This is a genomic window from Nocardia cyriacigeorgica NBRC 100375, from assembly GCF_000308555.1.
Taxonomy (GTDB): Bacteria; Actinomycetota; Actinomycetes; order Mycobacteriales; family Mycobacteriaceae; genus Nocardia; species Nocardia cyriacigeorgica.
Genome location: NZ_BAFY01000074.1, coordinates 39,695 through 65,496 on the forward strand (window position 1 = coordinate 39,695; position 25,802 = coordinate 65,496).

Annotated in this window: 20 protein-coding genes and 2 tRNA genes; 15 read left to right on the top strand and 7 right to left on the bottom strand. The window is 66.5% G+C overall.

The window, feature by feature from the left end:
- Positions 1-73 precede the first annotated feature (73 nt).
- Entirely contained in the window at positions 74-1,294 is a 1,221-nt protein-coding gene (locus RJ05_RS06755; RefSeq protein ID WP_036534375.1) for an NAD(P)/FAD-dependent oxidoreductase, read from the bottom strand.
- A gap of 163 nt (positions 1,295-1,457) precedes the next feature.
- On the opposite strand from RJ05_RS06755, the gene RJ05_RS06760 reads away from it, so the two are divergent.
- A complete protein-coding gene (locus tag RJ05_RS06760; RefSeq protein ID WP_036534376.1) occupies positions 1,458-2,111 on the top strand; it encodes a mycothiol-dependent nitroreductase Rv2466c family protein in 654 nt (217 codons plus the stop codon).
- On the opposite strand, the gene RJ05_RS06765 is transcribed toward RJ05_RS06760, so the two are convergent.
- A complete protein-coding gene (locus RJ05_RS06765) occupies positions 2,112-3,074 on the bottom strand; it encodes a M48 family metallopeptidase (protein WP_169332947.1) in 963 nt (320 codons plus the stop codon). It lies immediately after the preceding gene.
- 349 nt (positions 3,075-3,423) lie between these two features.
- On the opposite strand from RJ05_RS06765, the gene RJ05_RS06770 reads away from it, so the two are divergent.
- Positions 3,424-3,897 (top strand): ribose-5-phosphate isomerase, encoded by a 474-nt coding sequence (locus RJ05_RS06770; protein WP_036534379.1) that lies wholly within the window; start codon positions 3,424-3,426, stop codon positions 3,895-3,897.
- A gap of 17 nt (positions 3,898-3,914) precedes the next feature.
- Positions 3,915-4,712, top strand: coding sequence for an Fpg/Nei family DNA glycosylase (locus tag RJ05_RS06775; protein ID WP_036534381.1), 798 nt, complete (start codon positions 3,915-3,917; stop codon positions 4,710-4,712).
- Positions 4,713-4,799: 87 nt separating this feature from the next.
- Here the strand turns inward: RJ05_RS06775 and RJ05_RS06780 are convergent, their stop codons facing one another.
- On the bottom strand, positions 4,800-5,756 hold the full coding sequence (locus RJ05_RS06780; RefSeq protein WP_036534474.1) for a GGDEF domain-containing protein: 957 nt from the start codon (positions 5,754-5,756) through the stop codon (positions 4,800-4,802).
- A gap of 416 nt (positions 5,757-6,172) precedes the next feature.
- On the opposite strand from RJ05_RS06780, the gene RJ05_RS06785 reads away from it, so the two are divergent.
- Positions 6,173-6,243, top strand: a tRNA-Gly gene (locus RJ05_RS06785).
- 32 nt (positions 6,244-6,275) lie between these two features.
- Positions 6,276-6,352 (top strand) — tRNA-Pro (locus tag RJ05_RS06790).
- Positions 6,353-6,400: 48 nt separating this feature from the next.
- Here RJ05_RS06790 and RJ05_RS06795 read toward each other — a convergent pair.
- The gene (locus tag RJ05_RS06795) at positions 6,401-7,390 is read right to left on the bottom strand and encodes a MerR family transcriptional regulator (protein ID WP_249040566.1); all 990 of its coding nucleotides are present in this window, start codon (positions 7,388-7,390) and stop codon (positions 6,401-6,403) included.
- Here RJ05_RS06795 and RJ05_RS30715 point away from each other — a divergent pair.
- The 8 genes from RJ05_RS30715 to RJ05_RS06835 all read left to right on the top strand — a co-directional run bounded on the left by RJ05_RS30715 (position 7,383) and on the right by RJ05_RS06835 (position 15,569).
- The gene (locus RJ05_RS30715; RefSeq protein ID WP_138445732.1) at positions 7,383-7,835 is read left to right on the top strand and encodes a hypothetical protein; all 453 of its coding nucleotides are present in this window, start codon (positions 7,383-7,385) and stop codon (positions 7,833-7,835) included. The genes RJ05_RS06795 and RJ05_RS30715 overlap by 8 nt on opposite strands.
- A 52-nt stretch (positions 7,836-7,887) precedes the next feature.
- Positions 7,888-8,787 carry an ROK family protein gene (locus RJ05_RS06805; protein WP_036534388.1) on the top strand — a complete coding sequence of 300 codons (900 nt, stop codon included), beginning with the start codon at positions 7,888-7,890 and terminating at the stop codon, positions 8,785-8,787.
- A 335-nt stretch (positions 8,788-9,122) separates the two neighbouring features.
- Entirely contained in the window at positions 9,123-10,247 is a 1,125-nt protein-coding gene (locus RJ05_RS06810; protein WP_036534476.1) for a GAF domain-containing protein, read from the top strand.
- Positions 10,248-10,273: 26 nt separating this feature from the next.
- Entirely contained in the window at positions 10,274-11,308 is a 1,035-nt protein-coding gene (locus tag RJ05_RS06815; RefSeq protein WP_249040567.1) for a conjugal transfer protein, read from the top strand.
- Positions 11,309-11,327: 19 nt separating this feature from the next.
- Positions 11,328-11,588, top strand: coding sequence for a hypothetical protein (locus RJ05_RS06820; RefSeq protein ID WP_036534395.1), 261 nt, complete (start codon positions 11,328-11,330; stop codon positions 11,586-11,588).
- Positions 11,585-12,124 carry a hypothetical protein gene (locus RJ05_RS06825; RefSeq protein ID WP_174343906.1) on the top strand — a complete coding sequence of 180 codons (540 nt, stop codon included), beginning with the start codon at positions 11,585-11,587 and terminating at the stop codon, positions 12,122-12,124. The genes RJ05_RS06820 and RJ05_RS06825 overlap by 4 nt, the downstream gene beginning before the upstream one ends.
- On the top strand, positions 12,124-14,649 hold the full coding sequence (locus tag RJ05_RS06830; RefSeq protein ID WP_051016305.1) for an ATP-binding protein: 2,526 nt from the start codon (positions 12,124-12,126) through the stop codon (positions 14,647-14,649). Before RJ05_RS06825 ends, RJ05_RS06830 begins: the two co-directional genes overlap by 1 nt.
- A gap of 89 nt (positions 14,650-14,738) precedes the next feature.
- Entirely contained in the window at positions 14,739-15,569 is an 831-nt protein-coding gene (locus tag RJ05_RS06835) for an NlpC/P60 family protein (RefSeq protein WP_036534397.1), read from the top strand.
- A 10-nt stretch (positions 15,570-15,579) separates the two neighbouring features.
- On the opposite strand, the gene RJ05_RS06840 is transcribed toward RJ05_RS06835, so the two are convergent.
- The 3 genes from RJ05_RS06840 to RJ05_RS32140 form a co-directional block, all read right to left on the bottom strand.
- Positions 15,580-17,538, bottom strand: coding sequence for a hypothetical protein (locus tag RJ05_RS06840; protein ID WP_138445733.1), 1,959 nt, complete (start codon positions 17,536-17,538; stop codon positions 15,580-15,582).
- Positions 17,539-17,896: 358 nt separating this feature from the next.
- On the bottom strand, positions 17,897-19,105 hold the full coding sequence (locus RJ05_RS06845) for a transglycosylase SLT domain-containing protein (RefSeq protein WP_081597199.1): 1,209 nt from the start codon (positions 19,103-19,105) through the stop codon (positions 17,897-17,899).
- Positions 19,105-20,214, bottom strand: coding sequence for a transglycosylase SLT domain-containing protein (locus RJ05_RS32140; RefSeq protein ID WP_249040568.1), 1,110 nt, complete (start codon positions 20,212-20,214; stop codon positions 19,105-19,107). The genes RJ05_RS06845 and RJ05_RS32140 overlap by 1 nt, the downstream gene beginning before the upstream one ends.
- Positions 20,215-20,992: 778 nt before the next feature.
- Here RJ05_RS32140 and RJ05_RS06855 point away from each other — a divergent pair.
- Positions 20,993-23,215, top strand: a complete 2,223-nt coding sequence (locus tag RJ05_RS06855) for a hypothetical protein (RefSeq protein WP_036534402.1) — start codon at positions 20,993-20,995, stop codon at positions 23,213-23,215.
- Positions 23,216-23,225: 10 nt separating this feature from the next.
- On the top strand, positions 23,226-25,778 hold the full coding sequence (locus RJ05_RS31310) for a hypothetical protein (RefSeq protein WP_170214342.1): 2,553 nt from the start codon (positions 23,226-23,228) through the stop codon (positions 25,776-25,778).
- The last annotated feature ends 24 nt before the right edge of the window (positions 25,779-25,802 follow it).

A 25,802-nucleotide genomic window follows, 5' to 3' on the forward strand; every position in this document is an offset into this window, starting at 1 on the left:
AACAGGTCGGAGCCCGGCCGGCGGATTCGACACAGTTCTACGCGCAAGTTTTCGCGGTGGGTCATCTCGGTTGTCAGAACGGGATCGAGGTGTCGGCCAACCGGTCGGGATCCACGGCCTCACCGCCGAGGATCAGCTGCTTGACGCGGTCGGTGACATCCCAGACGTTGACGTTCATGCCTGCGAGCACGCGGTTGCCGCCATCGAGCCAGAACGCGACGAATTCCCGGGCAGCCAGGTCCCCGCGCACCACCACCCGCTCGTATTCGCCCGGTGCCGTATAGCCGGTGTACTCCATGCCGAGGTCGTATTGATCGGTGAAGAAGTACGGCAGCCGGTCGTAGACCGCGTCCTTGCCGAGCATGGTCGCCGCCGCGACCGCGGGCTGGTTCAGCGCATTGGCCCAGTGCTCCACCCGGATCCGGCGCCCGAGCAGCGGATGATCCTGCTCGGCGATATCGCCGACCGCGACGATATCGGGGTCGCTGGTGGCCAGGTGCGCGTCCACCAGCACACCGGCGTCGACGGCGAGGCCCGCCTCGGCGGCGAGTTCGATGTTCGGCCTGGCGCCCACGGCGATCAGGACCGCGTCCGCCTCGATGACGGTGCCGTCGCCGAGCCGCACCCCGGTGGCCGTCGCGTCACGGGTGACGATCTCGGCCACCTGCGCACCCAACCGCAGGTCCACGCCGTGCGCCCGGTGCAGATCGGCGAACACCGCACCCATCTCCGCTCCCAGCGCGTTGAGCAGGGGCGCCTCGGCGGCCTCGATGATCGTCACCTCGACCTCGGCCACCCGCGCGGCGGCCGCCACCTCGAGCCCGATCCAGCCCGCGCCGATGATGGCCAGGCGGCCGGCGTCGCGCAGCACCTCGATCAGCGTGTTCGAATCGTCGACGGTGCGCAGGGTGTAGACCTTTCGGGCGTCCGCGCCGGGAATGGGCAGGCGGCGTGGGGTGGCGCCGGTGGCAAGGGCCAGTTTGTCGTAGGGCAGGGTGGAACCGTCCGGCAGCGAGACCGTCTTGGCGCCCCGGTCGATCGCGGTGACGGCGGTGCCGAGCCGCAGATCCACATGATGGTCGCGATACCAGGGCCTGTCTTCGACGGTGAAATCGTTGAAGACCTTCTTGCCTGCCAGATACTCCTTCGACAGCGGCGGCCGCTCGTAGGGCAGCTGCTCCTCGTCGGTCAGCAGGGTGATGGTTCCGTCGAAGTCGTTGTCGCGCAGGGCTTGTGCGACTTTGGCGCCGCCGAGACCACCACCGACGACGACGAAATGCTGCCCAGAGGTCATATGCGGACTCCTCAACGCCAGGCGAATCGAGCTCCTCTGATCTCAGCTTAGGTGCGTGCGGCACACCGAAACGCCGAATGCGGGAACGAATCGGCGCGACCGATGGTTGTCGGTACCAGAGCGGCTCCGCCGCCGTACCAGTCTGCGATCGAGAGGAATCGACGTGAGCAACACCGCCGGAGACGCCAAGGGCAAAGATGTCGCCGACTTCTGGTTTGATCCGCTGTGCCCGTGGTGCTGGATCACCTCGCGGTGGATTCTCGAGGTGGAGAAGGTGCGCGATATCGAGGCGCGCTTCCACGTCATGAGCCTGGCCGTGCTGAACGAAGGCCGTGACCTGCCGCCGCAGTACCAGGAGCTGATGGCAAGCGGCTGGGGGCCGGTGCGGGTGGCCATCGCGGCGGCGCGTGAGCACGGCGACAAGGTGCTCGCCCCGCTCTATACCGCGATGGGCTCCCGGATCCACGACCGCAGGGCCGAATACGAGCGCGCCACCACCGCGGAGACGTTGGCGGCCGTCATCGCCGACGCCCTCGCCGAAACCGGTCTGCCCGCCGAGCTGGCCGAGGCGGCGCACAGCACCGACTACGACGCCGAGCTGCGGGAAAGCCATCACGCCGGTATGGACAAGGTCGGCAAGGACGTCGGCACTCCCACCATTCACGTCAACGGCGTGGCGTTCTTCGGGCCCGTGCTCTCCCGCATCCCGCGCGGCGAGGACGCGGGCAAGGTCTGGGACGGCGTCGTCGCCCTGGCGTCGTACCCGCACTTCTTCGAGCTCAAGCGCACCCGCACCGAAGAGCCGGCATTCGACTGATCAGGCGACCGGCTTCGGCGGCAGGCTCGGGACCTCGCCGTAGGGGCCGTACGGATGCTGACCGGGCGGGAGTTGTGGGGGCGGACTCGGGCGCCAGAAGAGGCGGCCGTGCCTGCTGCGATCGCGCAGCGCCCACATCCGCCAGGTCAGTACCGGGTGGGTGGACAGGGCGTTGACGATCCAGACGAAGAAGCCCTTCTCCTGCGCGGCGCGGTCGGCCATCTCGTCGAAGCCGACCATGGTGTTCATGTACTTACCCGCGGCGAGGGTGCCCATGGCCGCGCGGGCGCCCTCGTGCCGGTTGCAGAAGCCGTGGTTGTCGGCGGTGTACTCCTGCGAGCGGATCAGCGAGCTGCCGATGATCGGCAGGAACGGCACCAGGAACATGCCGAGCTGACGCCAATATGAGGTGTGCCCGGCCGCGATATGCCCGACCTCGTGGCCGATGATGAACGCCAGCGCGTCCGGTTCACGAGCGGCGCCGCCGATTTCGAACAGATCGCTGTAGACCACCACGAACCGGCGGAACCCGTGACCGGAGGCGAAGGCGTTGATCTGGCCGTTGCCGAGCACCACATAGGCATCCGGAGCCTTCGCCATGCCGAACCGCGCCGCCGCCTCCTGCACCATCCGGTAGCCCTCCGGGAATTGGGTCGGCGACATCTTCACCCCGTTGACCCGCTGGGTCGCGTAGTTCACGCCACGGCCGAACCAGATCAGGATCGGCGCGAACACCAGCGCCAGGATGTATTCGTTCACATTGCCGAACACCAGCAGCAACGCCGCGAACAGATACGCCAGCGCCGTCAGCGCCACCACCACGATGAGCAGCGGGATCTCCCACAGATGCCGGGCGGGCATGCCGAACGGCGACAGCCCTCGCGGCTGCCTGCTCGGCGGCACGGCAGGTGGCACCGGCGCGGACCCGTAGGCGGGGTAGCCGGCGGTGGGGTAGCCGGGCATACCGGGGTACGGCGCCGACGGATAGGCCGTCGGCGGGGCGGTCTGTGGTGGCTGCGGAACGTCGCTCGATTCGGACCCGGACGAGGAACCCTGCGGCGCGTTCTTGCGCAACCACTCTGGCTGCCCCCCGGACTGATCGGCCTGCGGACGCTGAGGATCGATCGGTTGCATGGACGCCCACTCTATTCAGATCGGGCCGGTCGAGTCGGGTCGCAGGCGCCGCCCGAGCAGGGTGTGGCCACCGCCACAGCGCGCCAGTGCGCGACGTCGCCGAACCGCCCGGTGGGCGGACCCAACCCCTGCCCGCACCCTCGACGGAGCCGCATTACAGCGCGGATAGGATTCCCCCATGCGCGTATACCTTGGTGCCGACCATGCCGGTTTCGAACTGAAGAATCACGTCAAGGCCCATCTCGAGCAGGCAGGCCACGAGGTCGTCGACTGCGGCGCCCTCGAATACGACGCGCTCGACGACTACCCCGCCTTCTGCATCGAGGCCGCGCGGCGCACCGTCGCCGATCCGGGCAGCCTCGGCCTGGTCTTCGGCGGCAGCGGCAACGGCGAGCAGATCGCCGCCAACAAGGTGCCCGGCGCGCGTTGCGCGCTGGCCTGGAGCGTCGAGACCGCCATGCTGGCCCGCGAGCACAACAACGCCCAGCTCATCGGCATCGGCGGCCGGATGCACTCCACCGAGGAAGCATTGGCCATCGTCGACGCGTTCATCAGCACCCCGTGGTCGGAGGAGGCGCGCCACCAGCGCCGCATCGACATCCTCGCCGAGTACGAGAAGACCGGCGTCGCGCCCGCGCTGCCCGGCCAGTAGACCGGCCGTATTCGACAGTGCCGGAGGGTCATACGCTGCACCGCCTGGCGAAGCTGCATCAGCAGCGGCTGGCAGGCGGTGTGGTGCGGGTGTCGAGCCCGCAGGGCAAGTTCGCCGACGGTGCCGCGCGGGTGGACCGGCAGGTGCTGGTCCGGTCCGAGGCCTGGGGTAAACACCTGCTGCACCACTACGAATCCGGGCTGGTCGTGCACGTGCATCTCGGTTTGTACGGCAGCTTCACCGAATCGGCGATGCCGATGGGGGAGCCGGTCGGGCAGGTCCGGATGCGGCTGGCCGGCACCGATTTCGGGACCGACCTGCGTGGGCCGACCGCCTGCGAGGTGCTGACCGCCCCCGAGGCCGGCGCCCTCGTCGACCGGCTCGGCCCCGATCCGCTGCGCCGGGGCGCCGATCCGGAGCGGGCCTGGCGGCGGATTCAGCGTTCCCGCAGGATGATCGGCTCACTGCTGATGGATCAGCAGGTCATCGCGGGCGTCGGCAACGTCTACCGCGCCGAGGTGCTTTACCGGCACGGCATCGCGCCGCAGCGGCCGGGCACCGCGCTCTCCCGCGACGAATGGGACGCGCTGTGGGCGGATCTGGTGCAGCTGATGCGGGTGGGGGTGCGCCGCGGCAAGATGCATGTGGTGCGGCCGGAACACGATCACGGCGAACCGTCCTACGCGCCGGACCGTCCACGCACGTACGTCTATCGCCGGGCGGGCGCACCCTGCCGGATCTGCGGTACACCGGTAGCTCATTCGGTGCTGGAGGGGCGAAACCTCTTCTGGTGCCCGATATGTCAGCCGAGTTGAGCGGCGCTCGGCCTAGTCGCCTGTCCGCGGATGGCTCAGCGGATTCGCTCCGCGTGTCGGATGATTCGCGGGTGTCGTGTCGGCCTTTCAACCGGCAACCGCCGCCCCCATCTCCGCCTCGTCGGCATCGGCGAGCGCGAATCGGCGCCCGCCCGCGGTCTTGGCCGAGTACATCGCCCGGTCCGCCCGGCGCAGCAGATCGGTGAAATCGCACGGGCTGCCCGGCGGTGAGTACGCGGTGCCGACGCTCGCCGACACCGGCACCGGACCCGCCGACGACCACACCGGATCACGCAGCGCGGCCACGATGCGATGGGCGAGATCGCCCAGGTTGTTGCGCGGCGGATTGGTGGCCAGCACGAATTCGTCACCGCCGTAGCGGCAGATGACGGTGTCGGGCGGGCATACCTCGCGCAGCCGGTTGGCCAGGTCCACCAGCACCTCGTCACCCACGGCATGCCCGTAGCCGTCGTTGATCTGCTTGAAGCGGTCCAGATCGATCAGCAGCAGCCCGATTCCGCGCGTCGGGTCCGCGGCCATCAAACGCACCCGATCTTGCAGCAGCGTGCGATTGGCGAGGTCGGTCAGCGCATCGTGGGTGGCCTCGTGGCGCAGCCGGTGCTGCAGGGCGGCGATTTCCTGCACCCGCACCGAGACCGCTGCCGAGATGTGCTGTTCCTGCTGGGCCAGGGCACGTTCCTGCAGGGCCTGGGCGTAGCTGTCGATGGCCTGGCTGGCCACGAACGGCCACCTGGTCGCCGTCAGCGATCCGGGTGGGCCCGCGCGGAACCCGAGCAGCGTGCGAGTCGCCTGGGCCAGCATGCGAATTCGTTCCAGCGGCGCCTCGGCCAGCCGGGCGCCGAGCATTCTGGCTTCGAGCACCGGAAACGGTTCGGATCCGGCCAGTTCGAGCAGGCGCTCGATAATCTCGATCAGAACAGGTTCCAGCTGTTGTGGGGCCGCCTCGACCCCGGGCTCGGCGCATACCGTGCGCGCCCATGCCCGTGCGGTCGCGGCGACCGGCGGTCGGTCCTCAGCCGGCATGGCGCTCACCGGACACAGGTGACGACTCCGCGCGGGCTCCCCGATCCGAGCCCGACACCGGCGTCACACCGGTCGTTCTCACTGCTACGCGGATGGTCCACCTCGTCGGGTGCACGCTCACCGCCCCCTTTCCAGATACCCCCGTCCGGCAAAAAGGATCCTAGCAAGCCGATCGGCCTCGAAAAACGGCGTTCTGCAACGAGTTCTCGGTGCGCAGCCACGGGCGATCGGGTATGTGATCGCTGTGCGGCCGAGAGTGTTACACACCAATTCCGGTTAGCTCGAAAATCGCCGGGAGACCGTCGCGGGGCCGCCCGTGTGCCGGGGCAGGGGGCTGATTGGCGTTACCGGAGGCGAGTTCGGTACAGTCGCTCATGCACACGACATCGTGGCGATCCCATCGATGTCGTATGCCTGCGGGTGTAGTTCAATGGTAGAACCTCAGCCTTCCAAGCTGATGGTGCGGGTTCGATTCCCGTCACCCGCTCATACGCAATATGCTCGCCCCTGGCGAGGCCTCGGGGTGTAGCGCAGCTTGGTAGCGCATCCGCTTTGGGAGCGGAGGGTCGCAGGTTCAAATCCTGTCACCCCGACCATCGGAATAAGCCCCTGACCAGTTGGCCAGGGGCTTTCTGCGGTCGAGATCAGACGCCGTCGGTGGCCATCGGCGCGGGCAGTTCCGCATGCCGGGCGAAGGCCTGATCGATCAACTCCGAGGCGGCTCGGGTGGCGATCAGGCGGGCGATCGCGAGGTCGGTTTCGAGCTTGGTCCGGTCCTTGGGCGTGCGGGCCGACTGTTCGTAGCTCTGGCCCGCCAGCAGGTAGAAGACCTCGGAGGCGTAGCGGTCGGCGATCCGGTCGCAATCGGCCCGAAGCCGCTCGACGAACTGGAAGGTCGCGTCCACCTCGAGCCCGGCATCGCTGAGCCGGGTCGCCAGGTCGCAGCAGCGCGGGTTTGTCACCCGGTAGGCGTCGAGGGGATCGTCGCTGGCGGCCAGGGCCTGCTTCACGTAATCCGGTAGCTCCGGTTGCGCCTCGCGTTCCTTCGGCTCATCCGCCGGCCGGGAGCCGGTCGACGGCTCGGCGGCCGGCTGATCGGCGACCCCAAGCACGTCGGCGAGGCCGTCGCCGCGATCCCAGGCATCGAGCAGTTCGCGGATGCCATTGAGCTTCATGCCGCGCCCGAGTAGGCGGCTGATCGTTTGCAGCCGGTTCAAGTGGTCGGACCCGTAGTAGCCGATCCGTCCCCGAACATCGGGTGACGGCAAGAGCCCCCGTTCGTGGTACACGCGCACGCTGCGCACGGTGGTATCGGCTACCCGCGCCAGTTCGTCGATCGTGTACTCCGCCTCTGCTGCCATGCCTACTAGGAAACCACACTCAAGCCCGGAGAAACATGGTACGTAGCTAAACGAACCGTTAAATAGCGGTTCGAAGCCAGCGGGCCCCAGATTTCGATGTGCCGTTATTTGGCGGTATGAGTGCTTGCTCACATCCGAACCGTCGGTTACCGTTCTTACACAGCTTTCGAGCTGCCTTCCGGGGACTGTTGAGCAGCCCTGACGACCGCCCGACCACAGGACACGCTGCTGTTCGCGCGTGCCCGCGGCTTCCCCGGAGACGGCCATGAGCATTGTGCAGATTTTCCCGCAGGCTGTGAAACCAACTGCGAGCAACAAGGTTTCGACGCTGCCGACCAAGGCTGCGCAACGCCCGCCCTGCGCGGACCTTCCCGACAACTGGGACCTGGACACGGGGACGCCTGCGGCCTGGCATGCGGCTGTCGAGACCTGTTCCAGGTGTCCGCTATTCCTCCAGTGTCGCCAATTGGCGCAGACTCTCATTGCTCGAGGCGACGGTCCGCGCGCGATGATCTGGGCCGGGGTCGCCTACGACAACTCGGGTAACGTCGTCGAGAATCTGGACCGGCACCGGGCGGTGCCGCTCGACCACAAGCGTCCGATGCGTATCATTCGCACCGGCGCCCGGCCACTAGGCACCGAATCGGTGGTCACGGCGCCGCGTAGGCGGATCGTGCTCGGCCGCCCGTTGACCTCGACCGGCACCGACGGACGGTGACGGTTACGGCAAACCGACTTCCGAGCAAACTCGTTCTGATGGTGGGCAACTCGTGACAATTCTGGCATTGGAGATCGGCGCGGATCGCTTCGCCGCAGTACAGGTGGCCGATGGCGTCGGCGCCGATGAGATCCGCACCGTGCCGGTGCCCGACCGTGCGGCCTGGGACAGGTGTGCAGAGATTTTGCTCGACGCCGCCGAGGGTGGCGAAGTCACGGGTGTCGGCATCGCCTCGATCGGGCCGATCGACATGTCGGCAGGCGTCGTCGCCCCTGCTCATGTCGCCGAATGGCGGATGGGCTTCGGCATCGTCGAGGCCGTGCAGAAGTTGTTTCCACAGGCCGATGTCCAGCTGGCGCTCGACGGCGTGTGTCTTGCGTTGGCTGAGCAGCAGTTCGGAGCAACCGCCGAAGTGATGGATGCCCTATCCATGCGGGTGTCCGATCAGGTCAGCGGTGGTGTGATGGTCGGTGGCTTCGTTGTCGTCGGCCGCACGGGCAACGCCGGACATATCGGTCACGTCCTGGTGCCCGGCTTCGACGACCCGTGTGAATGCGGCGGCCGCGGTTGTCTGGCGGCGGTGGCGGGCGGTCGATCCTTGCTGCGCTGGGCCGCGGATCGAGGATGGTCGGGCGCATCGCTCGAGGCGCTCGTCGAGGCGGCCGGCAACGGCGAAGATGTTGCCGTAGCAGCGATCTCGCGTGCGGGAACGGCGCTCGGCCGGGCCATTTCCTCGGTGGCCGCGCTGCTCGATATCGACCTCGTCGTTATCGGCGGGACCGTCGCCGAGGCGGGCCCTGTGCTGTGGAAGCCGCTGGGTGAGGCGATCGCGACGCACGCCAGGCTCACCTCGCTGTCGAGCCTGCGGGCGATTCCATCCGAACTGGGCGCGGTCGGTGTCATCGCCGGCGCGGGCGTGCTCGCGCTGTCCGCGGTCTCCTCGGGCGACTGATCGAGCGCGCCTGGCTGCGTCCGCGGCGGCTCGAGCTGCGAGGACTCGGCCCATCGGCCCGTCACCGAGCGGCGGAATCATCGCTGTCCTACATGCGTTGGATGAGCGTGGAGTGGCCGTCCGATGAACGCCCGGCGCACGGAATCGAGCATTCGCCAATACACGGCACCGATTTTGCTGCACACTGATTGAGCGCCATCGGTCGGCTTTCGCTATTGAATGGCCCGCTGGACAACGGTACATTGGACGTGTTACTAGTTGTCTCATCAGGACACCGTCCCGATGAACACTGAGCAGGCACGTGCGATGAGAGAAGTGGCGCAGTGATCCCCTGGGTGACGATAGAAACGTTGGCGCCGGAAGCGATTTCGGTAGCCTCGGTCGGGGATGCGCCGCGAGATTTCGCCGACTGGCGGCGCGTTATGCAGCGGCAACTCGCGAAAGTGCCGGCGCTCTACGACGGCTTGTCCTCGCGAGCGCTGATCGATGCGATTCGGCTGGCCGTCGACGGAGGCGAGGAAGTCGATTCGATGGTGCCGACGTCGTCGGGACCGCATCGGCTGCTGATCCGGCCGGTCTTCGGGCCGGAGGGTGACGTGCACGCGGTGCGACTGTGGGCCGGCCCGGAGTCTGCGCCGGTCCCGGAACTGCGCCCCGCCGTCGGCGCGATCTGGGACCTGGACAGTCAGACGATCCAGCAGCCGAGTGGGGTCACCGGACTGTCCGGCGTCGCACCGGAGGAATACGTTCCTCGGTTGTCGATCGCCGAGTTCTTCCACCGCATTTCGGCCTTCGACAGGCATGCCGAGGTGCTCGATCTGCTCTACAGCCCTGAGGCCGGAGACAAACTCCAGGTCGATGTCTCGGTGCTGCGCGGTTCCGGGCAACCGGGGCGCTGGCGCATCACCATCCGGGCGCGCGACGACAGTAGGGTGCGCGGTGCGTGGTGGCTGATCGAGGACGTCACGGCAAGCGGTCCGCCGCCGGAATGGCCGACGCTCGAGCAAGTCGGGCTGCGGGAGGCGCATCGGCGTGCGGGAAATCATCTCGCTGTGGTTCAGCTCGAGCACACCAGCATTTCGCATTGGCTGACCGATCCGGCACCGTGGATCCGGTGGGATTATCTATTCCGGCCCGTAGATGTCTTCCATCCGGACGATCGATCCCGCTTGGCGGACCTGCGTGGGCGCATCGGTTCCGGTGATACGGCCGGCGTCACCGTGCGGGCGCTCAACTACGGCGGTGGCTACACTCCGACCTCGCTGCTGTTGTATCCGTATCCGGGGTATTCGAATCGCCAGCTGGTGATCGCGCAGTTGGTCCGGGTCGCCGATGATGTGCCGATGCTCGAACCCGGACGCCAAGTGCTGGAGCCCGACGGGCCGAGCGGTCCGATCGGATACGACGAGCAGCTGCGGCATTGGATGGCGGCGCGGATGAAACGTAGTCCGGTGTACTGAGCGACCTCCCAGAATTGGGAAGTGATGTGGCATCGACAACGCCCGCGATCTCTATTATTTCGCGAGTGAGGACTGTGGCCGGAGGGCGGGTTGATTCTGGCGAGGCTTTGCTTCGCCGGATGGCAGCACGCCGCCGTCGCGACAATATCGTCGCCGTGGTTCTCGCCGTGCTTGCCGTCATGGGCGGGGGGCACGCGATACTCAGTGTCTTCGAAAAGGATCCGCCCGCCCCGTCCGACGCGAATACCACGGCCGTCGTCGGCCACGCCCAGCTCGCCGGCTCTTTCGCCGAGCAGTTCGTCATGGTGTATCTGACTTCGGTTGCCGGACAGCAGGATAAGGTCGCCGAGTTCGTCGGCGGTTCAGGCCAGCAGATCACGCTGCCGACAACGGCTCAACAGGTGTCGGATCCGGCCGTGGTTTATGTGTCACGGGATATCTCGGTCGGCGGCATCGAAGTCTGGTCGGTGACGGTCTCGGTGCGCATCGGCAGGGGCGCTACCGGTGACCGGCAGTTCCTGCGTGTGGCGGTGTCGGTGGCCGAGGGACGGCTGCGGGCTTTGTCGCTGCCGTCGGTGGTGCAACCGCCGGGCCGAGGCGCCGAACTTGCGACCGTGTATTCCGCGCCCTGCGGCGAAGATACGCCGTTGACACAAGTGGCTTCCGGTTTCCTCGCCGCCTTCCTCACCGGCTCCGGTGACGTCGGCCGCTACACAACGCCCGAGTCCGCGATCGCGGCCCTCGCCCCCGCACCGTTCACTACGCTCGAGACCGCCGCGGTCACCGCCGACGATGCCGGCTGCGGGACCGGTGGAACGACCGCAAGGGTGCTGGCGACGGTAAACCCGAAGAGCGCAACCGGCGCCTCGGCCACGCTCGCCTACCCGCTGACGATGGTGAACACCACCGGGCAATGGCAGGTGCAGTCGATGGATCCGCTGCCCGCCCTGACGAGCCCGCTCGCGGTGGTGGCCTATCAGGACACCAGGAGCGCGGCATCGCAGACCACGACACCGGCGCCGTCGACCTCGGTGCAGATCCCACCAGCACGGCAGAACTGATTCCAGGAGAGGCAGCACCATGAGCAATCTGAGCAACATCTTGTACGGTGTGCTGATCTTCGTCCGCTGGGCCGGATTGATCTTGATCACGATCATCAGCATGGGTGTACTGATCTCCGAGGCGGCAAAGTCGAAGCTCTCACCAGGAAAAATTCTCGGTGTCGCCGGTTCGGCGGTGCTTGCGGCGGTGCTGTTCTGGATGTTGCCGACCATCGTCAACTATGCCCGCAGCGACGCCAACGTCATCGTGCCCGATCACCCTGTCGGGGGCTACCGATGACCCAGGTGATCAAGGTCTTCACACCTATCAAGCGTGTGCCGACCATGATCGGTAAGGCCCAGAACGGACAGAAGTTGCCGTTCGGGCCGTACACCCTGCCGCAGGTGGCCGGCGTCGCGATCTCGCTGCTGCTGTCAGCAGTCTGCGCCATGACATTTCCGGTGAATCCTGCGGTGACCTTCATCATCGGCGTGGTGTTCACCATCGCGGTCGGATTCGCCCTCGGCCTTATTCCTTACACCGGCGTCCGGATGTGGTCACGGGTGTTCTGGATGGCCAGGCTGATATTCGTGCGGCAGCCGGTGTCTGCCTCGGGTATGCCGATCACGGTCGATTCGGCGCGGCAGACGATGTTCATCGAGGAGAGCGTGGTCGTGATCCTGCCGGATGGCGCGAACCGGTCCACCGATCGCAAGCGGGACAGTCCACCGGCAGCTGGGCTGTTCGGGCTGGACCGCAGTGCCGGTGATCGCTCGCGCGCGGCGGTGCAAGCGAACGCGCTCGGTGACCGAATGGCGATCGAGGGGGCGCGCTGATGGGGTTCAATCGCGATCTACAGCCCACCGCCGCCATCCGCGGTCACCTGCAGTTCACTCATTCCGGGCTGGTCACCGCGACGTACTTCATCAATCCGCTCGGCTACGGATTACGCAAGGCCGGCGATAAATTCGATGTGAAGCTTGCCCATCACTCACTGATCAACAATCTGCCCAACGGCTCGCTGCTGCTCGGCATTCAAGCCCAGCTCAACACCCTCGACGTGCTCGGCAAGATGGTCGAGGGCATCGACCTCGACGATTGCGAGGACTACGCCGCCGAAGTGGTGGCTTCCTATGAGCGGGTCCGGGCGATCGGTCCGCAGACCAGGATCTACCTGCTCTCCATCCCCGTCGGCGCCGGGAATGCGGGCCTGTCGGCGTTGAGCCGGATGTGGCGCGGCAGCACGACGACGATCGACGCCACCGCCATTTCTCGCGAAGATCTGGACGCCTACGACGACGAAGCCAACGCGATCTTGTCGCGCATCGGTGGGGATTTCGACCCGGTACCGGTGCCTGCGGCGCTATTCCAATGGCTGTGGGATCACTATCTCGCGCGCGGCGGTGTCGCCGATCCGGTGGCGCCCACCCGAGCAGGCGCACTCGACGACGTGACCGCGGCGGTCTTCCGGTCCGCCGCGCTGGACGAAGGCGCGCGGGGGGACAGCAATCGCCGCCTGCGGCCCTCGTTCGTGCCCGTCATCAAGGTGGTGCAACCCGATTACGGTTACCGCCCCTCGTACCAGTCGATGCTGACGCCGCGGTCGTTTCCGTACGGGGGCATGGCGTTTCCGGGTGGCAGCGAATTCCTCAATGTGCTCGATGGGCTCGGTGACGTCACCGTCGACTGGGGGATGCGGATCTCCACCAAGCCCGCCGAAGTTGTTCTGAAGAACAACGAGCAGGCCCTGCGCCGCCTCGGCGAACAGATGGACCAGCGCGATCAAGAGGTCTCCTTCGCCCAGAACACCTTGATGTCGAAGGCGCAGATGCTGGGCGAATACAACCAGCATTTCGAGGTCAACGGCGGTGAATCCGAGGTCTCGTTCACCACGGTCGTCGCAATCGGCGGCCCGAGTCGTGACGCCACCCTGGACGCGGTCAACACCCTCAAACGGCGATACAAGCGGTTCCAGGTCGAGATGACGGCGCCGGTCGGTGCGCAGGTGGACCTGTGGTCGATGCTGGTCCCCGGTAGCCCGCCACGGCGTGCCTTCGACGACTTCGCGCATATCGTGCCCTCCGATATGTGGGCGGGTTTCGTCCCGTTCACCACCAGCCAGATCGGCGACGACAGCGGCCCTGTCATCGGAATCAACCTGCTGTCCGGCCATTTCGAGCCGATTCACTTCGGCATCATGGAAGCAGCGCTGCACGACCTGTCCGCCTCGTTCGCGGTGACGGGCGAACTCGGCTCGGGTAAGTCGTACTTCCTGAAGTTGATGGCGGTGCTGGTGCACGATATGGGCGGTCAGTTCCTCGCCATCGACCGAAGTCAGGTGGGCGAATGGGAGCATTTTGCCGCCTCGATCGATAACGCCGTGGTCATCGACCTGGCGTCGCCGACGGTTTCACTGGATCCGCTGCGCCTGTTCGACCCAAAAGTGGCGGGTGAGCGGGCATTGGATTCCATTCTGCCGCTGCTGGATCTGTCGCCCACCTCGGGTAGTGGCGCCGCGATCAGTAACCTGCTGGCGCCGAAAGGTATCGAGCGGTACAGCATCCGAAGCCTCCTCGACCTGTTCCGCGTAGTGCGTCAGCTCGCCGATGATCCGGAGGCCGGACCCGAATACGCCGATCTGGCCGCCCGACTCGGTACCATCGTCGACCGGGTGCCCGTGCTGTTCGATCCGAATCTGCGGCCCTTGCAGCTCAGCGCCGCGGCGACCGTAATCCGCAGCCACAAGCTGGCCCTGCCGACCGCCGAAGAACTCACCACACCGCATCTGTACAACCGGCTGCCACTGACCAAACGCCTCGGTACCGCGCTGTACGAATTGGTCGGCGTCACCGCGCGCGAGGCGTTTCTCACTGATAACGGGCGATTTGGTCTGCTGGTCGGCGACGAGGCCCACCACTTCACTCAGACCCAGGTCGGTGCCGCGGTGACCTCGGACTTCAGCCGCGACGGCCGTAAACACCTGGCCGCCATCGGTTTGGCCTCGCACGACCCGAAGACCGACTTCCAGGGCGCGGCGCACAATCTGATCCCCAACCGATTCGTCTTCCGCCAGCGCGATGAGGTCCTGGCCCGCAACAGCCTGGAATGGCTGGGCGTCGACCTCGAAGAGGCGCCGTTCCTGTTGCAGATCCTGCGCGAAGACACCTCCCCGCCGGTCGGCACGGGGCGTCAGGTGCCCGAGGAGCGGCGCGGTGAGATGTTCATGCGGGACGCGTTGAACCGGATCGGGCGCGGGAAGGTGCTCGGCCCGGCGCGGCCGGATCGGGCGGCAGCCATCACCAGTACGCCGACGACCACGGCCGGCCGGGCGCCCGGACGGGATCGGGAAGTGCTTGCGTAAGCGGGTTTGCCCCTGGCAGACCGATTGTTGGCCGAACAGCGATGCCCCCGATGGACGCCGGCGTCGTATGACCGAAAGGCGGCGCTTCGGTGAAGAAGGCGATCCTCATCGCGGGGTCGATTGTTCTGGTGATCTTCAGCCCGTGCATCATCGGACTGATGTCGGTGACCGGAATCCTCGGCTCGATGTCAGCCGATTACCACTATCAGTGTGAGAGTGCGATCGGCCCCGATCCGTCCGTGACGGCGACCCCCACCACTCCGACACCGGCTACCGCACCGGAAGACGCCGTATCGACCTCGCCATTGCCGACAACGAATCCGTATGCGCAGTTGACGCTTTCTCCCGGGCAGACGCCGGAATCCGAGTGGCTGGGCGAATGTCTGACCGCAATGAAATCGGCGCCACTGCAGGGTGCGCCGCTGCGCGAGACCAACACCGGGACCGCTGCCCGATGCGCGGCGCAGCTTGCCCTCGCCGGGGTGGGAGGCTCGGCGGGTAGCGGTACCGGTTCAGGCGAGCGCCAGGGTGGGGCGCAGGCCATCGAAGAGCTGGCACGCACAGCGCTCTATCACGCCTCGATGGCGGCGACCACCGGCCGATGCGGCAGTGCGACCCCGGCCCCGGTGGCGCGGCAGTCCGAATGTCCGCCGCCACCGCGGGCAGCGGATCCAGGCCCGGTCGTCCTGCCGAGGGCGATGCGAGACCAGGGGGTCTGTGGCGAACGCGTCGACCCGGGTGCTATATCGCCCGGTGATCTCCTCTTCTGGCAATACCGGCGCAATGCGCCGACCCGCATGGGGATCGCGATCTCGGATACCTACATGGTGACCGAGGATCCGAGCACCGGGCGCCTTGTGCGCTCGGAAGTGCCCACCACCGAGGAATTGCGGGTGAAGCGGGTGCTGGGCAGCCGCTGAAGCCGGCGTGCTACGAATCCCATGGGTCGGGGCCGCTGTCCGGATGCAGGTGATCCAGATTGGCCACGCGGTTGGTCCACCTCGCCAAGTTGTGGAGGTTGGCATCGGTCGGATTGCGGTAGTAGGCGTATGCGGCAGCCCGCTGCTCGGTCGCGACCTCATGGCCGATCTGCCAGCGGGTGAAGCGGTTGACACTGCGCCAATCCGCCGGGGTTACTGCACGACTGAGTGCCACATCGTCGTCCCAGTTCGCGCGTACCCGTTGCACGAAAGCGCGATCGATGCGAGCGCCCGGCGGCGGTTCGTTGGTGTGGCGGACGAAGTTGTCGGCCGCAATGGCCGCCTGGGCCGCGAACACTCGTACGACCTCGGGGTTGGCGGTGTCCTGATGGTTCTGCACCGCGCGTGCTGCCGCGATCGATTTCTGCAGCGGTGCGAAACCATACGGGTTGTGCGAAGTACTTGCCTTCTGTACGGCGAGCGCACGAAGTCCCTGCTGGGCAGCCTGGTGGCTGGCGCCCGCGGCGATCAGAGTGGAGGTCATGAAGCTATCGGGGACCCTGCTGTCGCCGAGGCCGTCGATAGCGGCGGCAACACCGAGCTCTGTGCCTATGCCGCCGACACCCAGATTGTCACCGCCGACTCCGCCCGCGCGAATCAGCGCCTTGTCGAGCCAGTTCGCTCGGTTGTAGGCGTTCCACTGATGCGTGTCCATACGATGCTGGGCTGTCGCGATGTTCGCCAACTCCGAGCGCTTCTTGCCTCGTGCCAGCGGATTGAGCGGGCTGGCGGTGCGCATCGCGAGCCACGCGGTTACGGGGGAGGAGTTGATCGTGTTCAGCGCTGCCAGGCCGGCCACCGCACCGAACCCGGACCCCCCGCCGCCGCGCACCGCGCTCGCGACGCCCATACCGAGCGCGGTACCACCACCGCCCCCGCCACCCGATGACTGCCCGCCTTGGATGGCGAGCGCGAAACGGTTGGCGATCCAGTCGTTACCACGGTCCAGGCCCTTGCTCAGACTCCGCAGTTGAGATATTGCCACGACTTCGACGACCCCGGCGATGACGAGCACCGCGAACACCTGTCCGCGCGCCTGGTCGAAAAGATTGCCCATGAACAACATGTAGACGCCGAGGAACACCGTGAACACGACCATCCGCACCGCTGCTACGAAGCTGTCGACGATATTGCGCACGAGGAAGGTCTGGGTCGGCCCGTAGACGAATCCGCCGGCCGCGAAACCGAATATCGACAGGAAGCCGTGGTAGATACAGTCCAGCGCGGCCTTCATGATGCGTACGCCGAGGTAGACGGCGAACATCAGCAACAGGGTGGCGCAGACGAGCAGGATCAATCCTGTGCCTACCTGTCCCATAGTCGGATTGTTGGCCCGGTGGTGCGCTGCGCTGTCACCGCAATCCTCGATGGCCCGTTTGACGTCGCCGTCGCTGCCCGCCAGCACGCCGGACGTCCACGCCGCTCGGCAGCCCGGCCGCTCGTCGACGACGTGACCGAAGTTCCAGACCTGCAGAGGTTTACGAGCGAAGTTGTCGGCCAGGTCTTCCTGCATGGTCGGCACCAGGGTGCGCGGATTGGGGCTTGCGTTCCCGTTCAAGCCTGCCGCCACGGAGATCCCGAGATCGCGCCCCTGTGCGAGGAGCCCGTCGGAGGACAGCACCTCGCCTAACGGATCAGCGAGGGCGATCGGGCCGAGGATGGCTACCGTCACCATCGTCACGACCTGCACCGTCGCCTTGGCGTGGTAGCCGCGAGCGACGAACCATGCGACGAAGAACGCGCCGATGGTCGCCGCTGTCAGCAGCACTATGGGAATCGCGATCTGCCCGGTCAGCGCCTCGGCAACACCGCGCAATGCGTTCGCGAACATATCCAGCCAGCGGAAATCCAGCGCGAAGCCGACGACCCAACTGGCGAGGATGGTGATGGACATGTAACCGATGAACAACAGACCGAGTATCGTCCACAGCACGGTATTGCCCGGATTCAGGAAGCTGCCCTTATCGGTGGCGAAGATGTAGCTCGACAACGGTACGCCCTGCGAGTCACGGACATTGGTGAATCCCAGGCCGTCGATCTGCGAGGTTCCACTCTGAGCGGTCGCGACCGCGATGACACCGATGATCATGGGCACCACGAGTAACGCGAAGACGATGCCGAGCAGCCAGGCAACCCGGCGGCGGGCCGGACGCTCGGAGATCCATGCGCCGAGGCGTCGCAGCAGCGCCTTGGGCTCGTACCGCTCGAGGTCGAGTGCCGGTCCATACCTGTGGGTCTCGCGGCGTTTGGTGGGCCGCAGCAGGGTGTCAGTAGCCGACATAGGACTGCCCTTCCCGTACTCGTGCCACGCCGGGCACCTCGCTCACCGAGCCGTAACGATCCACCGCATACCGGACCCCGGCAATGATGTTGTCCACTGGATTCCAGATATCCCGGTGGCCCGGCAACGCATAGGAATTGAACGTCGGATCGATCGTCTGCATCAGCCCTTTGGATGGAATGCCGGCCGCCGCATTGCTGTCCCAGTTGTTGATGGCATGCGGGTTGCCGCCGGACTCGTGCTGGATGATCAAGGCGATATCGGCCGGGCTGATCTGCGAGGTGTCGTAGCCGTTGGCCCGCAGGATCTGCAAAGCTTCGTTGATCCACTGGCCCTGCTGACCGGATGGCATCCGTCGGGGCGGGCCGGAGCCGATGCGGCGGGAATCGGGATGTGTCACGCTGCGCCGGCGACGGGGGCGGGTCGGCCGGGATTCCTGGACATAACGCCCCGCCAGCGCAGCCACCCGATCCGCGGTGACGACCGCGGCGGCCTGGCCCTGGCCGAGGACGGTGCCCGCACGCTGGAGGGCATTGCCGAGGGTCGTCATGACCAGCTGCCTGCCCGCCGCGGTGTCGTCGACGCTACCGAGTGCGGTCAGGGCCGTATTGACTTCGGCGATGATGGACTGAACCGCCGCACGCCCCTTCGTAGTGGAGTCGGCGGCGCCTTCGAGGATGCGGGACAATTCGGTGTTCAGATTGCCCATGGCATCGCCACGTCGAGATATCTGCTGGTCGGTAGCCAGGTACTGGGAGCCCATATCGCCGTCGAGGACCATGGGTCCGGTGGGGCGTCCCACGGGCATGGCCGGGGGAGCGAAGGTCTGTCCGGTCTCGGCGGTCGGCGCGCCCGCGCCGTACTGGGCGGCGATGGCGGCCAGGGCGCCCAGGGCGGCCGTCGCCATCGGCGCGGTCGCCATTGCGCCGGCTGCGTCCGCGCGGGCCGCCGAGGTGGCTGTCTGGGTTGTTGTCTCGCCGCCGGCCGGAGCCGCACCGGGGGCCCTGACGGCGGGCGTCGCGGTACTCGGGGTGGGTGTCGATGAACCACCCGTACCCGCGGGCAGTGTGCGACCGAGGTTGTTCCGCGGTGCCGGTTCCTTCTTGCGCCGGGTCGCCGAGGTCGCCGCACCGGCAGTGACGCCCCGACGGTCGTCGGTATCGCTATCGGGGGTTTCGCGGGTCGGGGTGGCCATCAGTACCCCACGTACCTTCGGCCGCTACGGACGGCCACCACACCGGGCACGTTACTGACCGATCCGTACCGGTTGATGGCATAGCGAACGCCGGCGACGATATTGTCGACCGGGCCGTAGATGTTGTTGTATCCGGGAGCGGCCCACCGATTGAACGTCGGGCCGATGGTCTGCATGAGCCCTTTGGAGGGAGTCCCCTTGGCGGCGTTGCTGTCCCAGCCGTTGTGGGCGTTCGGGTTGCCGTTGGATTCGTGCTTGATGATGATCGCGATGGCTTCGGGATCGATCTTGCTGATGTCGTAGCCCATCCGCCGGAGCACCTCCATCGCCTGCTGAATCCATTGGCCCACAGTGCCACCCGGAATTCTGCCCCCTGGCTGGACGGCGCCGGTCCCGCTGGTTCCCATGTTCACCTGCCTGCCGGTGAGGTTGTGCAGGTACTGGTTGGTGAGCCGGTTGATGGCGGCGGCGGTTTCGGTGGCGCTCATCTGGCCGCCGGAGACGATGCCGTGGGCTTTCTGCAACGCGGCCGTCAGGATCTGATGGACCTTCTTCTGCCCGGCACGGGTGTAGGCCTGCGGCCCGAGCTCGGCCAGCGCCACGTTCACTTCCCGCAGCAGGGAGGTGACGGCCTTCTTGTCCACCTTGTTCGTTCCGGCCAGTCTCATGATGTAGGCGGCCAGGTTATTGTCCAGATTGTTGAACGCCCGCGCGGCGTTGCGCTGGAACATCTGCTTGGCGCGCACGGCCGTCGCTGTCGCACCGGAGGACGTTCCGTTCGGCCGCACACCCCACCGTTCGCGTAAAGCCTTGACCTGTGGGTCTTTCGTCTCGCCCTCGCCGTAGACGGCAGCCAGTGTTTTCAAGGTCTTCAATGCCCGCTCGGCTTCCGGAGACAGGCCTACATGGCCGCTCGTGCCCGCTTCACCACCGGGCGTCGCACCGGTACCGGTGGCCGAGCCTGGAGCGCCGCCGCCCTGCTGTGCGCCGGCCGGGGCCCCCGATCCGCCGCCACCGAGCAGCCCCGACAGGGCCGACGCGATCATGGGCAGCGCGCCGAGCGCCATCACGCCCGCGGTCGCTGCCACGGGAAGCGCGTCCTCGATCATGTCGGGATCTATGCCGCCCGGTGGAGGTTCCTCGCGATGTTCTGGCGGCGGTTCCGGAGGCGGACCCGGTGCGGTGGTGGCAGGATCCGTGCCGACCGGTGTGCCGGGCACCGCGTGCAGCGGAATCGGCGGCATGCCCGGTCCGAACCAGGTGGCAGCCGGTGCCGAGGTGGCGGGGGCAGGAGCGGCAGCGGGCGGACCGGACTGTCCCGGCGCGGCCGTTGCTCCTTGGGGCGCGGGCGTGGCGCCGTCGGACTGTGCGCCCGGCGGCGCCGTCGGCGCGCGGCCCTGCTGACGTTCACCTTTCGGCGCCCACGGCGAAGGAACGTGCGGCGAATTCTCGGTTGCCGCGTGTTCTTCGGCCTCGCTCTCGGCCGGAACCGGTGAAACCTCCGCGCTGGTCATCGGCATCCGCCTATCAGGTGCCCGGCGCCGGTGGACACGGCAACACCCGTGAGTGATCGGCGGAGGTTCATCCGGCGCTTCCTCCTGCGTCGGTCCCCGGCGTCCCGGGGACAGGGTCATGGCCCTGGCGATAGGTGCGGGCAAAGCCCGCCCATGGACAGGTGTGGGGAGTTTCATCCTGACTCGTGTCACCGCAGGAGGTATCCCCACACTTGGGGATACCTAACAATGGGGGAGGTCAGAAAGGGAGTCACACATGGTCGGCTGCCGTTGTTCGATTGTGCAGCGAGGTCGTCCGGACCTTGCTGCGAATCGTCGCGGTCGAATATCGATCACCGTGTGCGGCCGTGCTCCTCGCCGGCGTAGGTGATGCATGGGTCTCTTCGACGGCATCAAGAACTTCGCCAAGGATCACTGGGACGACGTATTGGTCGGCGCCGCCAGCGTCGCCGGCTTCGCGCTCGGTGGTCCGGCAGGTGCGGCGCTTCTCGGCGGTGTCGTCGGAGGTGCTACCGCTGCCATACAGGGTGAAGACATCCTCATGGGCGCCGGACTCGGCGCCGCGGGCGGGCTTCTCGGCGGTCTTGGTGGCTTCGGCGTGCGGGGCGCGATGTTCGCCAAAGGCGCCGCTTTGGAAGCCGCTGAACGTGGCCTGAAGCTCGGCGCCGACAAAGCCGCCAAACTGGCGGCGAATCAGTCCGGCCGATTTTCCAGCGTGATACCAACCGCGCTCGGCGGCGCCGCCCGCACCCCGATGAGGACTTACCTCGGGCTGGTTTCCGCGGCGACGATGCCCTATGGGCTGAAGTCGAGTGTCGAACAGGCGCTTGCCGAGAAGAAGCAGGCGGTTCCTCCGACTTTCGACGACGTACCGGTTATCGATATCAGCGACAAGGACCCCGTGCCGACCGGGATGCCGCATGTCTACATGCCCGACCCGAACCGGTTGCCGAACGGCCTCGTGCTGTCGCCCGGGGTGGAATCTCGCTACCGATCACAACTTCCCGCTATGTACATCGGGTGCTGGAAGAGCTTCGGGGAGAAGGGCAAAACCGACCCGCCCAAGGCGCCGGACACCTCCGACATCAAGGGGGCCGGTATGTCGAACCTCCCCTCGTACATCGAGAAGGTGCATGCCCTGCGTGCCGAGACCGCGCTGCTGAAGGAGCCGGAAGGGGCAATTGCCGCGCTGGTGTCGGAAGCGGCAAAGGCGTCGAATGACGGTCAGACCGCGATCGGAGCGGGCATCGAGGCACTGACAGCCATGGCCAAGATCAACCCCTCCGATTCCGAGACACTGGCGCTGATGATCGAGGCCGAGGAACTACCGCTGACCACACTGAAATTCGGCCCCGATGGATCGGTCACCGAGGACGCTTATGTCGTCTCGCTGATCGACTTCGCGGCAACGGATTCGGAAGCGACTATGGAACTGGCCATCGAGCAACTCGAAGAACTGGCGCAGAAGATCGAAGCCGTGAAGCCGGAACCGCCGGAAGACAAGGATGACAAGGTAGACCCGTTCGCCCGTAATCCGTATACGGGCAATCCATACACCGGTAATCCGTATCAATACCAGTACCAACAGCAGCCCCAGAACCCCGGAGACCTCACCGCACCCCCACCGTGGGAATGGAACAGCGGCGACCAGCTCGGCACCGGCCAGGTGCCTAGCACCACGACCACCGCGTCGACACCGAACAGGTTCGATCGCGATGGCCTCGACCGGGTCGCTGCGAACCCAGGCGAGGGTGGATCCGGTGTGGGCGTGAACACCGGAACTGGTGGTCTCGGCACCAACCCGACTACTGCCGGGCTGTCGCAGACCGGTCTGTCCGCCCCTGTCGCTTCGCCCAGCAGTGCCGGACCGGATATCGGATCAATGATTTTGCCGGGCTTGTTGAGCCAGATGATGAACGGTGCCAACGCGGCCGGGCAAGGACCCGGAAGCGGTGACGAACACAGGGGCCGCCGGGAACGTGACGATCGTCCGGGTCGAACCGGTTCACAGACGCCAGGCACCAAGCCGGTGGCTGCCTCTGGGCAATCCGGTGCGCCTACACAGGGCCGACCGTCGCAGGCATCGCCGGCCGGCCGTGTGGCGACTCCGGTTTCGGCCCCGGCGGCGATGCCACCGCGTGGACCGGCGCCGCAGGAAGGAAACGTCGTATACACATTTCCTGATGGCCGGACCCAAGAGGTGTCGGCGGTCGTCGCGCAAGCCCTCGACGGCGCCATCGGCAACAAGGCGGGCACCGACGCCCGCGGCTCTTATGCCAAGACTTCGATCTCGTGGACCGATGACAGATCGATCGGCCGGCGAGTCGACCCGAACCAGCTGATGACCGGAGACGTCGCCGTGTGGTCGGACTGCGCTGCGCTCGTCGTCGCCTTCCCCGGCGAACCCGAACCGACCTTGGAGGTGATCGTGGACGGCGAGCTGCGTCCGTTCACCGGCGACATGACCGGCAAGCAAGGCGGCTTCGGGTCGTTTGTCGCCTTCCAGCATCCGCCAGGTATCGAGAAGTCGGCGCCGGGCGATGGCGCCGTGACCGATACCGAACACCACGCCGCGGTCGCGGCGATGCCGGCATAGGAGGATCTCGATGGGATGGCTCGGCATGACTGTCGATATCGGGGTCTCTGTTGCGATGAGCCGGCTACCGGGCGGTTTCCTGGTGAAGGGAGCTCTCGCGGGCGCAACTGGCGGGGCTCTGGGGCGGATGGCTGACGGTGAGGGCGTCGGCGGTGCCATCGACGGGGCATGGCGAGGCGCGGTCGGCGGCGCAATCGGCTACGGTGCCGGAAGAGGCCTGGGGAGTTTGACGACCGCGCGAACCGGCGCAGCGAACAAGGCACTCGCAACTGCCACTCAGAACAGCGACGATGCGGCGAAGGCGCTGGCGGGGGCGCGTAAACAAGTATCCGCAGCCCAAGCGAATGCGAATAAAGCGCTCAACAAGCTCAACGCGGCCAATAAAGCCCTCGGCGGGGCCAAGAAGGGCTCGAAAGCAGCAAAGAAGGCAGCTGCCGACGTCACCCGGCATCGGACTGCGTTGAGTAAAGCCAATACGCAGGTCAAGAAGGCGACGTCAGCGCGAAAGGACGCTGTTTCGACGCGTAATACCGCGCGCGACGCCAAATTGGCTGCGCAGGCCAAAGCCGACCGTTGGAAGAAGTTCGAGGGGGTCTTCGGGGCGCCACCCAAATGGAGTTGGAAGGGCGGCTGGGGTACCAGCAGCCTGGTGGGTCTCGGGTCGATGATCGGCGCACAGGGTGGCAATCTTTTCAGCTTCCTGGGGAGCGATTCCAATGGCGGCGGGACGAACCAGCCCACTAAACCCGACCTCATATGGGTCGGGGATGCGGCGGCTGGTGATCTGCTCGGCGAGGATCCATTCGTCTACGACCCCGCGGTCTACCCGGGAACCGGCTTTCTGCTCCAGCCGAAGGATCTAGACCAGCAAGTCGCCAATTGGTATGGCGGTCCGACCGGGTCGCTGGCCGAGTCGCTGGCCGACAATTACCGGATGTTCGGCGACCTGGAGAAGATGGAGAACCTCTCGGTGGGCGCCACGCCCACCCTGAAGAGCCCGACCGGTGGGCTCGACGCCGGTAGTGCCGCGATCAAGGAGTACATCGAGGTTCGGAAGGCTTTGAACGACAACGCCGCCAATTTCGACAGCATCCAAGAGCAGCTGAATGTCGAGCTGAAGAAGGTCGAGGAAGTCTCCTTGGCCGGGCAGGAGAACATCTCCGACCTGATCATGGGCATCAATGCCGCAGTCGTCACGGGCGACGGCTCCGTGGTCTCGTTCGTTGAACTCATCGGCACGGCCATCGGGGAAGTGCAGACCAATACCGAGGAGGGCACGACCAAGACCACCGATATCGCCACTACCATTGCCGAATGGGAGAAGAAGCTCGCCGCCAACGATAAGGCTTGGGAAGCGAAGCTCGCCGACGCCGTCAAGAAGTTCGAGCAGCAGAACCAGGGTATGCAGCCGCCTGGTGTGCAATACCCCGGCGGGCAGTACCCAGGCGCGCAGAACACCGGCCAGAACAACACCGGCGTAGACAATCCGTTCGATCCCGGCAAGATCGAGCCCATCGACGATGTGAAGCCGCCCCAGATCGACGTGCCGGAAATCGACACACCTGGTCGGGATGGTTCGGATCTGCCGGGGCGTACTGATCCGATCGACGGGGGTATCACCGACCCGACCAAGAACGATCCGCTGACCCCGATCGGCTCGAATCCGGATTCCGGGATCGGCTCGGGGTCGAATCCTGGCATGAATCCGGGGATGAATCCGGGGATGTCGCCCGCGATGTCTCCCGGCATGGATCCGATGGGCATGATGCTGCCTGCGCTCATGTCGATGATGAACCAGCGCGGTCTTGCCGATACCGATATGGCGGGCCGCCGCGATATCGACCCGCGCCGGTTCGAACGCGATCGGCTGGCCACCTCACCACCGCCGGTCCCGCCGCAGGCGCCGACCACACCGTGGTCGAACCAAGGAAACAACGCTGCGGCAAGTGCGCCGGTGCAGCAGGCGAGTGCTCCGACCGGTTCTGGTGTCACGCCGGCGGCCAACACCACCCCGCCGCCCGGCCGGATTCCCGGGCCCGACGGCGGCATCGTCTACACCTTCCCCGACGGCCGGACCCAGAAGGTGTCCGAAAACGTCGCGAAGGCATTGGATGCCGCGTTCGCCGACAAGTCCGGCACCAGCGCGAAGGAGGCGTACAAGAACACGGCCGCGAAGTGGGAGGAAGACAAGCGGGCAGGCGATTCGGTGGATCCCAGCCAGCTCATGACCGGCGATATCGCCACCTGGACAGCCGATACGGTTGCCGGGGAACCGCGCAGCACGCTGGTGCCCGATGACAAGGGCGGTGAGGCGCGCACGGCGCTGCTCGTGGTGTTCGGTCCGGCCGAAAGCGGCACGCTGGAGGCGATCTGCGGCGGCGAGCTGCAGCAGTTCACCCCGGAGTTGAGCGATGCTCAGGGCGCCTTCGGCGAATTCTCCGGCTTCCGTCGTCCACGCAATATCGAGCTCGCCGCACCGAAGGGTGACACCGACACCGGGGTGCCGACCGGTGACCCGGCGGCGACGCAGGCCGGAGCGGTTCCGGTGGTCGCACCGGTGTGAGTTCGACAGGGGAAGGAGATCGGG

What these genes read in the sequence shown, in the direction of transcription:
- RJ05_RS06755 (WP_036534375.1), bottom strand. Translation starts at nt 1,294, where the DNA reads ATGACCTCTGGGCAGCATTTCGTCGTCGTCGGTGGTGGTCTCGGCGGC.
- RJ05_RS06765 (WP_169332947.1), bottom strand. Translation starts at nt 3,074, where the DNA reads ATGCCCGGCTACCCCACCGCCGGCTACCCCGCCTACGGGTCCGCGCCG.
- RJ05_RS06770 (WP_036534379.1), top strand. Translation starts at nt 3,424, where the DNA reads ATGCGCGTATACCTTGGTGCCGACCATGCCGGTTTCGAACTGAAGAAT.
- RJ05_RS06780 (WP_036534474.1), bottom strand. Translation starts at nt 5,756, where the DNA reads ATGCCGGCTGAGGACCGACCGCCGGTCGCCGCGACCGCACGGGCATGG.
- RJ05_RS30715 (WP_138445732.1), top strand. Translation starts at nt 7,383, where the DNA reads ATGAGCATTGTGCAGATTTTCCCGCAGGCTGTGAAACCAACTGCGAGC.
- RJ05_RS06795 (WP_249040566.1), bottom strand. Translation starts at nt 7,390, where the DNA reads ATGCTCATGGCCGTCTCCGGGGAAGCCGCGGGCACGCGCGAACAGCAG.
- RJ05_RS06820 (WP_036534395.1), top strand. Translation starts at nt 11,328, where the DNA reads ATGAGCAATCTGAGCAACATCTTGTACGGTGTGCTGATCTTCGTCCGC.
- RJ05_RS06825 (WP_174343906.1), top strand. Translation starts at nt 11,585, where the DNA reads ATGACCCAGGTGATCAAGGTCTTCACACCTATCAAGCGTGTGCCGACC.
- RJ05_RS06830 (WP_051016305.1), top strand. Translation starts at nt 12,124, where the DNA reads ATGGGGTTCAATCGCGATCTACAGCCCACCGCCGCCATCCGCGGTCAC.
- RJ05_RS06845 (WP_081597199.1), bottom strand. Translation starts at nt 19,105, where the DNA reads ATGGCCACCCCGACCCGCGAAACCCCCGATAGCGATACCGACGACCGT.
- RJ05_RS32140 (WP_249040568.1), bottom strand. Translation starts at nt 20,214, where the DNA reads ATGATCGAGGACGCGCTTCCCGTGGCAGCGACCGCGGGCGTGATGGCG.
- RJ05_RS06855 (WP_036534402.1), top strand. Translation starts at nt 20,993, where the DNA reads ATGGGTCTCTTCGACGGCATCAAGAACTTCGCCAAGGATCACTGGGAC.
- RJ05_RS31310 (WP_170214342.1), top strand. Translation starts at nt 23,226, where the DNA reads ATGGGATGGCTCGGCATGACTGTCGATATCGGGGTCTCTGTTGCGATG.